The following is a 13,834-nucleotide window of genomic DNA, read 5'->3' on the forward strand; positions in this document are numbered from 1 at the left end:
CTCTAACCTTATTATATAAAAATCAGCGATAAATAAGATACGCTGTTTAACAATCCTTAAGGGGGTTAACTAATTTTTAAGAGACGGATGCAGGTAAGCCCGCCAACAAAAAAGACCTGGGAAAATTTCCCAGGTCCTTTTATTACCATTATCTATAAAGATTAGCCTTCAAAGGCATCTGTCAATGGAGGAACAACTTGCTTCTTCCGTGAAACAACACCCGGCAGGTTCATCCGCTTATTAGCATCAAGCTTGTGACCAAATGCCCTTTCAACCTTGTCGGTGTTGTCACCAACAACCAGCAGTTCAGAGTCACTGTTAAGAATGTTAGTGGCAATCAGGATGAATAGTTGGTAACCATTGGCATCCATCAGTTCGTGCATCTTCTTTTCAAGGTCCGCTTGCCGCTTGAAGACATCGTCGAGTTCAACCGCGTTTACTTGACCAATCCGCATCTTGGTGCCGCCAAGTTCAAAAGTCTTAGCATCACCATCAACAATGTCGGCATCGGACTTGGCATCAACATCAGCGCCCGCCTTCAGCATAGCAACCCCGTACTTGTTGTAGTCAGCAACGCCGGCAACCTTAGCTAAGTACTTAACCGCTTCACGGTCGTGGTCCGTAGTGGTTGGGGAGTTAAGTAACAGGGTATCAGAAATGATTGCGGAAAGCATCATCCCCGCTAAGTTAGCTGGAATATCAATGTGCTTTTGTTGGAACATTTCCGTCAAAATTGTTGAAACACAGCCATATGGGCGGCAAGTTACCCACAGTGGTTGAGCAGTATTGAAGTTTGCAATCCGGTGGTGGTCAACAAGGTGGGTAACCGTAACCTTGTCGATGTCACTAACACTTTGTTGTGGTTCGTTGTGGTCAACCAGCATTACCTTGTCGACTTCGTTAGCAGCGGTTTTGATAACCCGCGGGGCCTTCATACCGAACTTCTTAAGAGCGTACTGCGTTTCGGCGTTTGGTTCGCCGAGAGCAACTGCTTCCGTTTCATAGCCCAGTTGGTTTTGGTAATATGAAAAAGCCATTGCCGCAGTGATTGCATCTGTATCTGGCTTTTGATGTCCAAAGACTAATTCTTTTTCCATAAAGTAATTCCTCCTGTTTGTGCTTCAACAATACAACTAAAGCAATTTTCACTATTCATTTTATCACGATAAATAGTTCTCGTCCGCATTATTATTTAACATTATGCTTCTTTGTCCAATATTCATTCAAAATTGCCCACATTTTTTCATGTTGGTGGTTAAAGAAGCGCGGTGGTCGTCCTTGCAGGGTAAAGTATCTTGTCGTAACCGTCTCGCTCGGCTTAACTGAAAAGTGTTGGTCACTGACCTGCCGAACAAGGTAAAAGGCATTGACCGGCTGCACAGCATCCCCATTTGGGTAAGTATATTGGTCATTATCCAGTATTTTTAAGAGGCAGACCGGCTCAACTGCGAGTCCCGCGTCCTCCTTAAATTCGCGTCTGACGGTATTGTCAAATCGTTCCCCAAATTCCATGTAGCCACCCGGAAAACCCCAGTCACCGGTATCGGCCCGGGCCTGTAACAGGACGGCACCGTCTGCATTGACAAGTGCACCTGAGGCACTCGTCAAGATCAGCGGCATGTGACCAACTTGCGAACGCAAATCTGCAATGTACGCCATTTTATCCCCTCCTTTAAGAGCTATGGTTCTCCTGAACCTGGTCAAGGTACACCCTCAAGTATACGCGACAACTTATCATTTGGGCTAGTCGATCGAGCAGGCGCTTTTCCTCGCTATCCGGAACGGTGATTTTTTCCACCTGGTCACCTGCAGAAAATGCCTGACGCAGGGCCAACTCGAAGGCAGCACAGAGATAATTGTAACGATCTTCAACGCTTTGCTGCCCTCCCCGAAAATGGAGGAGGGTCTGAATCTCATGAAGGGAGAGCCCCTGACGGCTAATAGTAATTAGAAATAGGCTCGCCAGCTGGCCCCGATCGTACTGTCGGTGCTGGGGGTGGTTTAGTAACCCATGCTTAACATAGCTACTGACCATTGTATTAGTCATCTTTATCCCCATTGCTTCCGGGAAGTAGCCATTGATGTATTTAACCACTTGGTCCAGGTAGAGACCCATTTTGGGTAACTCATCATAACGGGGAAGACGGAAGGCACTTACAAGTGGCTGAATTTGACGCTCAACAATTCCCACATTACCACCTCATCATTTCAGGAGTGATTGTTGCTCAGGATCGTTTAAAATATTGGCCTGCTTGACGCGCAGCTTTACTGGGGTCCCCTGGGTCTCGGTATCAATCACAAAGGTACCATTGGACTTGATTGAACCCAGGTGGTGGTCACTAACGGAGATATCCTGGAAGAGCGGCCGGTCAGTAATCACCTCAAAGTAACCCGTGAAGTCAGCATCGTAAGCAGTAAAGTCAGCAATCCGGTGCGGATGCGTCTTGAGACGGTGGAGGACAAGTTCACCCCGGCGGGCCCGGGCACCGACGGCAATTTCGTCAACCGGCATTTCCTTAAAGGCCCCCCGCTGGGTAATTGAGGCAATCCGCTGCCCATCAGCAACGATTGCAAGATCGACTAATTCATCGCCATCCTTGAGGTTAATGGCCCGCACCCCGGCAGTCCGCAAGCCGGTAACTGGGACATCCGCAACGTCGAAGCGGACCGCGTAACCCTCACGACTGATTGCCAGCAGCGACCGGCTCTCATTTGTTGGTTCATAGTAATCAACACTGACCACTTGAGCATCTTTACTCTTGAGCTTAATCGCCATGCTAGCGTGACTCTTATAACGTGAGCCCGGCTGGTAGTCCTGGTAGGCGGACTGCTTAACCTGACCATCACTGGTGGCAAAAATTAGGGTTCCTGGTAGGTCCAGGCGGTCAAATACCATCGCCTTAATAATCTCTTCGTTTTCCGCTAGCCCGATTGTCTGTGAGATGTGTTCACCTGTATCCTTCCAGCGAACATCAGCTAGCTCATGAACCGGCCGGTAAATCACATGCCCGAGATTCGTGAACATAAAGAGGTGAGCCAAGGTGGTGGTCTGTTCAACTAGTAATGGGTAATCGTCTTCTCGGAGGCCGTTTTCATCCAGTGACGAGGCCTTGAATGATCGCAAGCTAGAACGCTTGATGTAACCAGCGTGGGAGACAAGAACAACCACGTCCTCATTAGCAACGGTGACCTTCGTATCGATTTCCAACTTTTGTACCTGGTTTTCAATCTTGGTCCGCCGTGGGTTGCCGAATTCTTTCTTGATGGCCTTCATCTCGCGCTCAACCACCTTGGCAAGCTCATCATCGTCACCCAAGATCAACTGGTATTCTGAAATCAACTTATTTAAATGGGCCTGTTCATCCTCAAGCTCAGTCACGTCTGTATTAGTCAGGCGGTACAGCTGTAAGGTGACGATTGCTTCAGCCTGCTCTGCGGTGAAGTCATACTCTTCAACCAGGTTCTGTTTAGCATCCTTACGGTTTTTGCTGGCCCGGATTGTCTTGATTACCTGGTCGAGAATAGAAAGGGCTTTAATCAGACCCTCAACAATGTGGAGACGGTGTTGGGCCTTCTGCAAGTTGTAGTTGGTCCGCCGCCGGACAACTTCCTTTTGAAAGGCGAGGTATGACGTCAGGATATGCTTTAGTCCCACCCGCATTGGCCGCTGCTTATCAATGGCGACCATGTTAAAGTTATAGTTTATCTGCAGGTCAGTATTTTTCAGGAGGTAGTTAAGAATCCCTTCAGCGTTAGCGTTCCGTTTCAATTCGATGGCAATCCGCAGGCCACTCCGGTCGGTCTCGTCACGGGCTTCAACAATCCCCTCAACCCTTTTAGCGAGACGGAGGTCATTAATCCGCTTCACTAACTGGGCCTTGTTGACTTCATAGGGAATCTCGGTGACGTTAATCTGCTGACGACCACCACGGAGAGTTTCAATTGCTGTCTTCGCCCGGACAACAATTCTGCCCCGACCGGTCTTGTAGGCCTTCTTTATCCCGTCAACCCCCTGGACGATCCCACCAGTGGGGAAATCTGGGCCGGGGATAAATTCCATCAACTTTTCGAGACTCGCTGACGGGTGCTTCAGGAGGTAAATTAGGGCATCAAAGACTTCACCCAAGTTATGGGTGGGAATTTCGGTTGCGTACCCTGCCGAAATTCCCGTGGCCCCATTAACGAGGAGGTTCGGAATCCGGGCCGGGAGGACAACCGGTTCCTTTTCGGTATCATCAAAGTTCAGGGTCATTTCGACCGTGTCCTTATCAATGTCTTGCAGCATCAGTCCCGCAATTTTGCTTAAGCGCGCTTCGGTGTAACGCATTGCCGCTGCAGGGTCCCCATCCATTGACCCGTTGTTCCCGTGCATTTCGACCAGTGGTTCACGTAGTTTCCAGTCCTGGCTAAGGCGGACCAGGGCTTCGTATATTGAACTGTCACCGTGGGGGTGGAAGTTACCCATGACGTTACCGACCGACTTTGCTGACTTCCGAAAGCCCTTGTCATAAGTATTACCGTCCTTGTTCATTGCGTATAGGATCCGCCGCTGAACGGGTTTAAGTCCATCGCGAATATCTGGCAGTGCCCGCTCCTGGATAATTGATTTGGAATAGCGACCAAACCGCTCCCCCATCAACTTTTCGAGCGACATTGTCTCAATTTTTGCGTCTCTCACTAAAATGATCCCTTTCTTTACTTATTCAAATGCTTCTTGCTGGCAACCAGTTTATCGGATTCTTGGTCATCACTAAGGGTAAATTGAACGTTGTTTTCAATCCACTCCCGCCGGGGCTCAACCTTGTTCCCCATCAGGGTTGTGACCCGCCGTTCGGCTAGTTCAGCATCCTCAATTCGGACCCTGATCAAGGTCCGCGTAGCTGGGTTCATGGTCGTTTCCCAAAGTTGGTCCGCGTTCATTTCACCGAGCCCCTTAAATCGTTGCAACTGGGCAGTCTTACCCATTCTCTTGGTCAGCTTAGTAAGCTCTTCGTTTGTCCAGGCATATGTAATCTTCGTCTTTGCTCCCCGCCCCTGTTGAAGACGGTAAAGGGGTGGTAACGCGATATAAATCTTGCCGGCTTCAATCATTGGCCGCATGTACTTATAAAAGAAGGTAAGAAGAAGGATCTGGATGTGGGCCCCGTCGTCATCGGCATCGGTCATGATGATGATCTTATCGTAGTTGGCATCCTTAACATCAAATTCTGAGCCAGCGCCGGCACCAACCGTGTAGATGATGGTATTTAGTTCCTCGTTCTTCAAGACATCATCTAGCTTTGCTTTTTCCGTATTCAAGACCTTGCCCCGCAATGGCAGAATCGCCTGGAACTTGCGGTCCCGACCCTGCTTTGCGGAACCACCGGCTGAATCCCCTTCGACTAAGAAGAGCTCATTTTTCTGGGCGTTCTTTGACTGGGCCGGTGTTAATTTACCGGAAAGGTTACGTTCCTTACGGCTCTTCCGTTTGCCACCCCGGGCCTGGTTACGGGCTTTACGGGCAGCCTCCCGAGCTTCGCGGGCCTTCAGGGACTTGCGGATTAACATCTGAGCGAAGTCACCATTTTCCATTAGGGCGTAGTTCAGTTGCTCACTGACAATTGTATCAACAATCTTGCGGGCTTCGGGCGTACCAAGCTTATCCTTGGTCTGTCCTTCAAACTGCAACAGTCGTTCTGGAATCCGCACCGAGATAACGGCCGTGAGTCCTTCCCGGACGTCACTCCCCTCCAAGTTTTTATCGTTGTTCTTTAAGAGACCGACCCGCTTAGCATACTCGTTAAAGGTCTTGGTCCAAGCGCTTCTGAATCCGGCCTCATGGGTACCCCCATCCGGTGTCCGGACGTTATTAACAAAGGAAAGGAGGGTCTCTGAGTAACCATCGTTATACTGGGCAGCAACTTCTACTTCAACCCCCTGGTCCTTACCGTCAAAGTACATGATCTTTCCCAGGGTATCCTTCCCCTCATTGAGGTAGGAAACAAACTCCTGGATACCATCCTTGTATTGGAAGACATCCTGCCTTTCCTGTCCTGCCCGCTTATCGGTCAGCACAATTTTGATTCCCTTCAAAAGGAAGGCCGATTCCCGCAAACGATTAGCGAGGGTATTGTAGTCGTAAACCGTCGTGGTGAAGATTGCCGGGTCCGGTTTAAACGAGACAGTTGTCCCACTTTGCTCCCGGGTTTTGCCAAGTTTCTTCAACGTTCCAACCGGTTGGCCACCGTTTTTAAACTTCTCTTGGTAACGAACATGGTCACGAACAATCGTTAACGTTAAGTTTGTGGAGAGTGCATTAACGACCGACGCACCAACCCCGTGGAGACCACCAGAGGTCTTATAACCATCCGCCTGACCAAACTTTCCCCCGGCATGGAGGACCGTCATAATAACTTCCGGAGTAGGCTTACCTGAAGCGTGCATCCCCACGGGCATCCCCCGACCATGGTCCTGGACAGTAATTGAATTATCCGCCTCAATCGTCACCTTAATCTCATCACCATAGCCAGATAAGGCTTCATCAACGGCATTATCAACGATTTCATACACCAGGTGGTGGAGCCCCCGTGCGTCTGTGGAACCGATATACATCCCTGGGCGCTTACGGACAGCTTCAAGCCCTTTTAATACTTGAATTGACGATTCATCATATTTTACCTTTTTCGTGGTCACAAAATGACCTCCCGTATCATTTCATTTCTAAAACATATGTTCGATATAGTTAATATTATCATGGTCGCGGTCAACTAGCAAATAGATTAAACTCGGCCATGGTAAATAGTTACAGTATTGATAATACTCAAATCCATTTCATTTGGCAAACGGCAATTTGCTTTTTGCGCTCTACCACCCTGAAGCATTTCATGGTATTCTTAAATTTTGAGATATACTTTAATTCATGAGGAGCAATAATTATGATATTTGAAATATTGGGAATGGTGATCATTTCTTACCTTTTAGGCTCCATTCCTTCTGGCCTATGGATCGGTCAAGTTTTCTACCATAAGGATATTCGTAAGTTGGGTAGCGGAAACATTGGGACAACCAACACCTTCAGAACACTGGGCCCCAAGGCCGGGACGGTGGTCCTCTTTATGGACGTATTAAAGGGGACGTTGGCCGCCAGCCAACCTTACATTTTAGGTATTTCGCACAGCATCAGCCCCCTACTGATTGGGCTCTTCGCATCCCTGGGCCACACGGTTTCCATCTTTGACCACTTTCATGGCGGAAAGGCAGTGGCAACAAGTGCAGGGATTTTACTAGCCTATAACCCCTTTCTCTTCTTGGTTGCCTGCCTGATTTTCATCGGGACTCTCCTTCTGACCTCGATGGCTAGTGCGGCCAGTATCATCGGCATTAGTGCCATCTTTATAATTGCCATGTTTGAACACGATCTTATTCTTTCCTTGGTTGCCGGTTTCTTGACCCTCGTGGTTCTCTACCGCCACAAGAGCAATATCAAAAGAATCTGCACCGGAAAGGAATCTCTTGTTCCCTTTGGCCTGGTCTACTACCGCCGTCACCATCAGTCAAAATAAGTACCCATTTAAAAGGCAACGAGGCTGGGAGAAAACTTTGTTTTCTCACCAGCCTCGTTTAGTTCTCCGAATATTACACAGTAATCACGGAAAAAAGCGTGCTCCTAGTGTCTAGTTACGGACAATCATTGACCCGTTCCGTGCCAACAATCGTCCTATACTAGCCATCCGGAGCACTCTGAAGCTTTTTTCCCCAGCTTCGTTTTTTGTTAATCACAATTTTTTAACATACTAAAATGGCCGAATGCTGAAATGGTAGTCCCGTTCCTGTCCCGGAGCCAGGCGGTACATTCCCTGCTTGTGCAAAAGCAGACCATCAGCATTGACATTATCAGCAATCCCCCACCATGGTTCGATGCAAGCAAAATTCCCCGTTGCTGGGTAAGCCGACCACAGACCTACGTACTGGGTTCCTGTGGTTGCGACACTAACCCCGTGACCACTACCCTTGTCAGCAAGAGTTGCGGTAAAGTCGCTCCCACAAGTCTTAAAGATGATTGCATCATGGTTGAAGAGATCGTGATTGAGCATGAATGGCTTGGTCATATCAATCATCTGGGGATGACCAGAATCATTGTAGGGCCCATCCAAAATAATTCGGGAGTATTTTTCCGCTGGGGTAACGCTAAATTCCACATTTTCATAGGAGCCCTGTGAAGTAAGGGGCATATTGAAGCCGGGGTGGGCACCAATTTCATAAATTAGTGACTGGCGGGCCGGATTGATTACCCTATAGGACACTGCTAAACGGTCACCAACCAGTTCATAGGCAACCCGGAGGATAAAGTCAAACGGGTACACCTTCTTGGTGTCATCGCCAGCATGTTGTTCGAGGATTACCCGATCATCCAGTTGTTCCGTGACCGTGAATTGGCGGTCACGAGCAAAGCCGTGTTGAGTTTGGTGGAAAGTTTGGCCGTTAAACTGGTACTGATCGTCCTTAAGACGACCGACAAATGGAAAAAGGATTGGTGCTTGCCGTCCCCAGCTATCCGGTGATCCCTGCCATAAGTATTCAATCCCATTATCTTGTCGCTTGATGCTGTGTAGCTGGGCCCCTAGCTCATTGATTTCGACGGCGAGTTCCTTGTTTTTAATTTTAATCATTTTATTACCCCTTTGTTGCTAAACGTTTAACATCAAGCATATAGAACAATGTTTACTTGCACAATACCAAATAATGACGGCGCTTTCAATATCATAATAAGTAAAAGTCAGTAAAACTGCATAAACAGTTTTACTGACTTTTACCTACTTTTGGACAGCTTCCTCATAATCACCGTTTGGACAAACAACTTGTTTGCCACCCTTAACCTTCTTTTCGACGAGGAAGTGACCATCCTTAGGGCAATCACGCCCAATTGGCTTATCCCAGGAGACAAAATCGCAGTCAGGATAACGTGAGCACCCGTAGAAGGTGCGGTTCTTTTTCGACTTCCGTTCAACGACGCTTCCCTTATGGCATACCGGACAGGTTACGCCGATTTCCTTCACGATCGCCTTGGTATTACGGCACTTTGGAAAGCGTGAGCATGCGTAAAACTTGCCATAGCGACCCATCTTGATTACCATCGGTGCACCGCAAATTTCACAATCACTCCCGGCAAGTTCATCCTTCATCTGGATCTTGGCAACCTTGTCCTCCGCATCCTGAACTTCCTTAGAAAACGGCTTATAGAAACTGTCGACAACCTTAATCCAGTTTTGTTTCCCTGCCTCAACCTGGTCAAGTTCACCTTCAACATCCGCTGTGAACTTTGCATTGACGATGTCGGGGAACTGCTTGGCAATAATCTTATTGACAATTTCCCCTAACTCCGTCGGTTCAAAGTGACGAGAAACGAGGCGGACATAGTAACGCCGCTGAATTGTATCCAAGGTTGGCGCATAAGTTGATGGCCGACCGACCCCGTTGCTTTCAAGCGTCTTGATCAATGCCGCTTCAGTGTAACGGGCCGGCGGCTGGGTAAAGTGCTGGGCGGGGTTGTCATTGACCATCCGCGCATGGTCACCTTCACTAAGGTCTGGTAAGAGGTTGTCCTTTTCTTCTCCCCGCTTATAAACCTTGGAGAAACCAACAAACTTAACTTTAGACCCGTTTGCCCGGAAAGTTACCCCGTTTTGCTGGAGGTCGACTGTCATTGTATCAATTACTTCCGGCGTCATCTGGCTAGCCACGAAGCGGGACCAGATAAGGCTGTACAACTTGTATTGGTCATTGTTCAAGTAAGGCTTCATCTTGGCCGGTGTTCGGTAGACAGAAGTTGGCCGAATGGCTTCGTGGGCATCCTGGGCCCCCTCCGGCAGCTTACCCTTTACCGGTTTGATGGCCGCATACTCGCCCCCATATTCCTCATGGATAAACTTGGAGGCCTCGTGCTTAGCAATCGATGCAATCCGCGTGGAGTCGGTCCGCATGTAGGTAATCAGGCCGACCGGCGCCCCCTGCTTAATATCGATTCCTTCATACAGCATTTGAGCGGCCATCATGGTCTTCCGGGTCCGGAAGTTAAGTCGGCGGTTAGCATCCTGTTGCATCGTTGAAGTGGTATATGGTGGCTGGGGTTGCCGACGCCGTTCCTTTTTAGTGACCTTTGAAATGGCAAAGGCCTGCTTTTTATCCAGCTTACCAAGGACCTTTTGAACATCCGCATTGGTGGCCAGTTTTGTCTTCTTACCGTTCTCACCGTAAAAGACAGCCTTAAATTTGTCCTGGCCGTGTTTGAAGTCCGCATCAATCGTCCAGTACTCTTCTGGTTTGAAATTACGAATCTCATTTTCCCGCTGGATGATCAGGTTTAGCGCCACCGACTGAACACGACCGGCACTCAGTCCCTTCTTAACCTTTTTCCAGAGGATGGGACTAATTGAGTAACCGACAAGCCGGTCAAGGACCCGCCGCGCCTGCTGGGCATCAACCAGGTCCATATTAATCGTCCGCGGTTCCTTAAAGGCATTTTTAACCGCGTCCTTCGTAATTTCGTTAAAGGTAACCCGGTTCTTCTCCTTATCATCAAGCTTTAAAATGTTGGAGACATGCCAGGCGATGGCTTCCCCCTCCCGGTCCGGGTCTGATGCCAGGTAAACGGCCTTGGCATTCTTCGCATCCTTACGAAGTTCCTTGATAACGTCACCCTTCCCACGAATCGAAATATAGTCCGGTTGGTAGTTATTTTCAATATCAACCCCCATCCGGCTCTTCGGTAAGTCGCGCACATGGCCAAGACTTGCAACAACTTTATACGAGCGGCCCAGGAAACGACCAATCGTCTTTGCTTTTGACGGTGACTCAACAATCACCAAATTTTTCTTAATCTTAGAACGGCGCCGCGTTGTCTTCCGCTTTGCCGTCGTCTTAGTACTTTTCTTGGCTGTTTTGGTTGCCATAAAAGAGGCTCCTCACATTTTTATTTGTTTATTTCTTCATATATAACATTATTATTCCATTTCACCATGGTCTGTCAAATGGAAATCGTATTTTAGAGGAAATTATTATAAAATGCAAGGATCTTTACTCATAGCATGTACTCTTCGAGGATGTCTTGTGCCCGCAGAATCGGTTTCGCACCCGCGGCAATTAGCTCATTGCAGCCTAATGAACGGTAAGTATCAATTCGTCCTGGGACCGCGCAGACCGTCCGATTTTCCTCTAGAGCAATATTAGCCGTGATCAGGCTCCCACTCTTTTTCTTGGCCTCCACCACCAGGACCGTCGAGCAGAGGCCCGCAATTATCCTGTTCCGCTCAGGAAAATGATAAGCCACTGGTGGTTCACCGCGCCCGTATTCCGTGAGGACGAGGCCGGTCTCAGCGACTTTGGCCTGTAGGTGAGCATTCTCCCGGGGGTACGCCTGGTCCAATCCACAGCCAACGACTCCAATCGTCTTTCCGCCATGCTCAAGGGTGATGCGATGACACATTCCATCAATTCCCTTCGCCAGCCCACTGACGGTGACAATTTGCCGCTTTACGATGTGGGGAAGCATCCCCCGTAACACCGCTTCACCATACGCCGACATATCCCGGGCACCAACCACTGCTAACGTGGGTAACTGGAGCAGCCTGAGGTTCCCCTGGTAGTATAGAACAATTGGCGGAGCAAATATCTCACGTAACTGTTCCGGGTATTGGTCATCTGCAATGGTGACATACGGGAAAGCCTGGTTACGAGCAACTGCCGCATCTAGTTCCTTACTTGGCCAGTTATTCACCAATGCTTCTTGTTCCCGGTCACTCAGCCGAATGTGGGTAAGTAGTTCGTTGATGTCATCGTAACATTCGTACTGGTCGGCAACTCGACATAAGCGATACTTTGTCTTGTAGCCGATTCCCCGGCATAGGTTCAATCGTAGTAGAAATTCACGTATTTGTTTCATAAAAAAAAGCCTCCTACCTAATAGATACGAGACTCTTCTTCATTTGCACTATAAAAATTTAGGAACCGGGTTAAACGATCGCCGGTGAATTGGCGAGACACCATATTTCCTTAGTCCGGCGAGGTGTTCTTTGGTGCCATAACCCATGTTTTCCGCAAAGCCGTAACCTGGATAAACCCGGTCATAATCAAGCATTAAGTGGTCACGGTACTCTTTAGCAACAATACTGGCCGCCGCAACACTGATACTCTTTTGATCGCCCTTGACTAAAGTCGTTTGCGGATAATTAAAGGGTAGTGGAACGGCATCAACAATTAAGTGACCTGGCTGGTGGTTTAAGCTTTTGATGGACCGCATCATCGCATCCTGTGTTGCCGCGTAGATGTTAAGACGGTCAATTGTTCGCGGGTCATTAACCGCAATGCTGACCTCGACGGCCTCGTCAACGATCCGTAAATAAAGTTGTTCCCGTTCATGACAAGTCAGCTGTTTGGAGTCGGTCACCTCAACCAGGTCAAAGTCAGGGCTCAGAATTACCGCACAGGTGACAACCGGACCAGCCAGGGGGCCCCGGCCGACCTCGTCCATTCCAGCAACGTAGCGCACCCCGCTTTTCCAGAGGGCATTCTCATACTTAAACCGCTGCTTGAATGCCTGATAGGCCCTGATTTGCCGTTTAATACGCCGCTGGTGGCGCTGTAAGGCCTGCTGAACACCCTTTCGGGGATCAGCCTGCCAAGTCTTAAGGCGCGGGTCGGTCAGACTATCAATTGTATCTAGGAGCCGCGAAATCTCACTTACTGTCTGCTTACTCATTAATGCCATCCTCATTTAGGTCTGCGGGAATCTCCATAGTGATGGGCCCGAGTTTACCCTTCCGTAGGTCAAAGATCAACCGTTCACTGGCCCGGTCGTAGTCATCTCTAAAGCCCATCTTCTGAGTAATTACTAACAGTAAGTCGGGGTTGCTAACCGTTTCTGCCAGGTCTTGGTCGGTTAGCCGATAGCGTTTCTTCAACTTTTCGGGCTGGTGAAGGCGGAGGTATTTCAAGGCGAACAGGGCAACATCATCTTTAGGATAAAGGCTATCCTTAATTGCTCCCGAGAGAGCCAACATGACCCCCTGCTTCTGGCTGGCAAACTTGTGCCACAGGACTCCGGGGGTGTCTAAAAGTTCCAACTCAGCTGATGATCGCAGCCACTGCTGCCCGGTGGTTACGCCAGGACGGTTTCCCGTCTGTGCTACGTTCTTTTTAACCAGGTGATTTAACAGGGTCGACTTACCAACATTCGGCACCCCGACACACATTGCCCGAATGGGCCGTTTCTTTAACCCCTTGGCCTTTTCTTCGGCCAACTTATCTTGCAAAATCTCCTTGCTCTTCTTGGTGACAATCTTTGCCACGTTTTGCTTTCGTGAATCGAGGGCCAGGACCGGCTGGCCCTTTTCCTTAAAGTACGTTAACCATTCTTGCAGACGGTCACAATCGGCTAAGTCCGTCTTGGTCATTATTAAAAGCCGGGGCTTATTGCCAGCTGCTAATGCCACTTCTGGATTTTGGGAAGAATATGGCACCCGTGCGTCCACTAACTCAAAGACAATGTCAACGAGGGGCATCTGTTCACGAATCTGTCGCAAAGCCTTTGCCATGTGTCCAGGAAACCATTGAATTGTTGCCATTTTATCCCTCCTAATTTCTCTCTTCTAGGTATTTTTGCCATGCAACGTCAAAAATCGTCATTGATGGTAGGTAGTCCGCATTTTCTTCCAAATACTTCGAAACCTCATCAAAGTCGGTTGATTGCTTAGGAAACGTCGAGTCTAAAAAGGCGTTATTAGCGAACTGCTCAATTTCGTCAGCAGAATTAGGGTTACGTTGGGTCATTAAATAACGATAAAAACTATCACGAACCATG

Annotated in this window: 12 protein-coding genes; 1 reads left to right on the forward strand and 11 read right to left on the reverse strand. The window is 48.7% G+C overall.

Annotated features, from left to right (window positions below):
* Nucleotides 1–161: 161 nt before the first annotated feature.
* The 5 genes from FD32_RS08715 to parE all read right to left on the reverse strand — a co-directional run bounded on the left by FD32_RS08715 (nucleotide 162) and on the right by parE (nucleotide 6,672).
* Nucleotides 162–1,097 (reverse strand): manganese-dependent inorganic pyrophosphatase, encoded by a 936-nt coding sequence (locus tag FD32_RS08715; protein WP_047770092.1) that lies wholly within the window; start codon nucleotides 1,095–1,097, stop codon nucleotides 162–164.
* Nucleotides 1,098–1,188: 91 nt separating this feature from the next.
* Complete coding sequence (locus tag FD32_RS08720) at nucleotides 1,189–1,659, reverse strand: NUDIX hydrolase (RefSeq protein ID WP_047770089.1); 471 nt, start codon at nucleotides 1,657–1,659, stop codon at nucleotides 1,189–1,191.
* A 13-nt stretch (nucleotides 1,660–1,672) separates the two neighbouring features.
* Nucleotides 1,673–2,191, reverse strand: a complete 519-nt coding sequence (locus FD32_RS08725; protein WP_053003079.1) for a DUF1836 domain-containing protein — start codon at nucleotides 2,189–2,191, stop codon at nucleotides 1,673–1,675.
* A gap of 12 nt (nucleotides 2,192–2,203) precedes the next feature.
* The gene (parC, locus tag FD32_RS08730; protein ID WP_047770087.1) at nucleotides 2,204–4,678 is read right to left on the reverse strand and encodes a DNA topoisomerase IV subunit A; all 2,475 of its coding nucleotides are present in this window, start codon (nucleotides 4,676–4,678) and stop codon (nucleotides 2,204–2,206) included.
* A 17-nt stretch (nucleotides 4,679–4,695) separates the two neighbouring features.
* Nucleotides 4,696–6,672, reverse strand: coding sequence for a DNA topoisomerase IV subunit B (parE, locus tag FD32_RS08735; protein WP_047770085.1), 1,977 nt, complete (start codon nucleotides 6,670–6,672; stop codon nucleotides 4,696–4,698).
* A gap of 242 nt (nucleotides 6,673–6,914) precedes the next feature.
* Here parE and plsY point away from each other — a divergent pair, with 242 nt between their 5' ends.
* On the forward strand, nucleotides 6,915–7,541 hold the full coding sequence (plsY, locus tag FD32_RS08740) for a glycerol-3-phosphate 1-O-acyltransferase PlsY (RefSeq protein ID WP_047770082.1): 627 nt from the start codon (nucleotides 6,915–6,917) through the stop codon (nucleotides 7,539–7,541).
* 231 nt (nucleotides 7,542–7,772) lie between these two features.
* Here the strand turns inward: plsY and FD32_RS08745 are convergent, their stop codons facing one another.
* The 6 genes from FD32_RS08745 to FD32_RS08770 all read right to left on the reverse strand — a co-directional run bounded on the left by FD32_RS08745 (nucleotide 7,773) and on the right by FD32_RS08770 (nucleotide 13,833).
* On the reverse strand, nucleotides 7,773–8,648 hold the full coding sequence (locus FD32_RS08745) for an aldose 1-epimerase family protein (protein WP_056962176.1): 876 nt from the start codon (nucleotides 8,646–8,648) through the stop codon (nucleotides 7,773–7,775).
* Nucleotides 8,649–8,792: 144 nt separating this feature from the next.
* A complete protein-coding gene (topA, locus tag FD32_RS08750; RefSeq protein WP_056962177.1) occupies nucleotides 8,793–10,928 on the reverse strand; it encodes a type I DNA topoisomerase in 2,136 nt (711 codons plus the stop codon).
* A gap of 128 nt (nucleotides 10,929–11,056) precedes the next feature.
* Nucleotides 11,057–11,917, reverse strand: a complete 861-nt coding sequence (gene dprA, locus FD32_RS08755; protein ID WP_047770076.1) for a DNA-processing protein DprA — start codon at nucleotides 11,915–11,917, stop codon at nucleotides 11,057–11,059.
* Between the two features lie 48 nt (nucleotides 11,918–11,965).
* The gene (locus tag FD32_RS08760; protein ID WP_047770075.1) at nucleotides 11,966–12,733 is read right to left on the reverse strand and encodes a ribonuclease HII; all 768 of its coding nucleotides are present in this window, start codon (nucleotides 12,731–12,733) and stop codon (nucleotides 11,966–11,968) included.
* Complete coding sequence (ylqF, locus tag FD32_RS08765; RefSeq protein ID WP_047770074.1) at nucleotides 12,726–13,598, reverse strand: ribosome biogenesis GTPase YlqF; 873 nt, start codon at nucleotides 13,596–13,598, stop codon at nucleotides 12,726–12,728. The genes FD32_RS08760 and ylqF overlap by 8 nt, the downstream gene beginning before the upstream one ends.
* 10 nt (nucleotides 13,599–13,608) lie before the next feature.
* Nucleotides 13,609–13,833 (reverse strand): YozE family protein, encoded by a 225-nt coding sequence (locus tag FD32_RS08770; protein ID WP_047770073.1) that lies wholly within the window; start codon nucleotides 13,831–13,833, stop codon nucleotides 13,609–13,611.
* Nucleotide 13,834 lies beyond the last annotated feature (1 nt).

The organism is Limosilactobacillus panis DSM 6035 (genome assembly GCF_001435935.1).
In the GTDB taxonomy this organism is placed as follows: Bacteria; Bacillota; Bacilli; order Lactobacillales; family Lactobacillaceae; genus Limosilactobacillus; species Limosilactobacillus panis.

Bases quoted from the DNA above. Each gene is read 5' to 3' on its own strand.
- FD32_RS08715 (WP_047770092.1), bottom strand. From the start codon at position 1,097: ATGGAAAAAGAATTAGTCTTTGGACATCAAAAGCCAGATACAGATGCA.
- FD32_RS08720 (WP_047770089.1), bottom strand. From the start codon at position 1,659: ATGGCGTACATTGCAGATTTGCGTTCGCAAGTTGGTCACATGCCGCTG.
- plsY (WP_047770082.1), top strand. From the start codon at position 6,915: ATGATATTTGAAATATTGGGAATGGTGATCATTTCTTACCTTTTAGGC.
- FD32_RS08745 (WP_056962176.1), bottom strand. From the start codon at position 8,648: ATGATTAAAATTAAAAACAAGGAACTCGCCGTCGAAATCAATGAGCTA.
- topA (WP_056962177.1), bottom strand. From the start codon at position 10,928: ATGGCAACCAAAACAGCCAAGAAAAGTACTAAGACGACGGCAAAGCGG.
- dprA (WP_047770076.1), bottom strand. From the start codon at position 11,917: ATGAAACAAATACGTGAATTTCTACTACGATTGAACCTATGCCGGGGA.
- FD32_RS08760 (WP_047770075.1), bottom strand. From the start codon at position 12,733: ATGAGTAAGCAGACAGTAAGTGAGATTTCGCGGCTCCTAGATACAATT.
- ylqF (WP_047770074.1), bottom strand. From the start codon at position 13,598: ATGGCAACAATTCAATGGTTTCCTGGACACATGGCAAAGGCTTTGCGA.
- FD32_RS08770 (WP_047770073.1), bottom strand. From the start codon at position 13,833: ATGGTTCGTGATAGTTTTTATCGTTATTTAATGACCCAACGTAACCCT.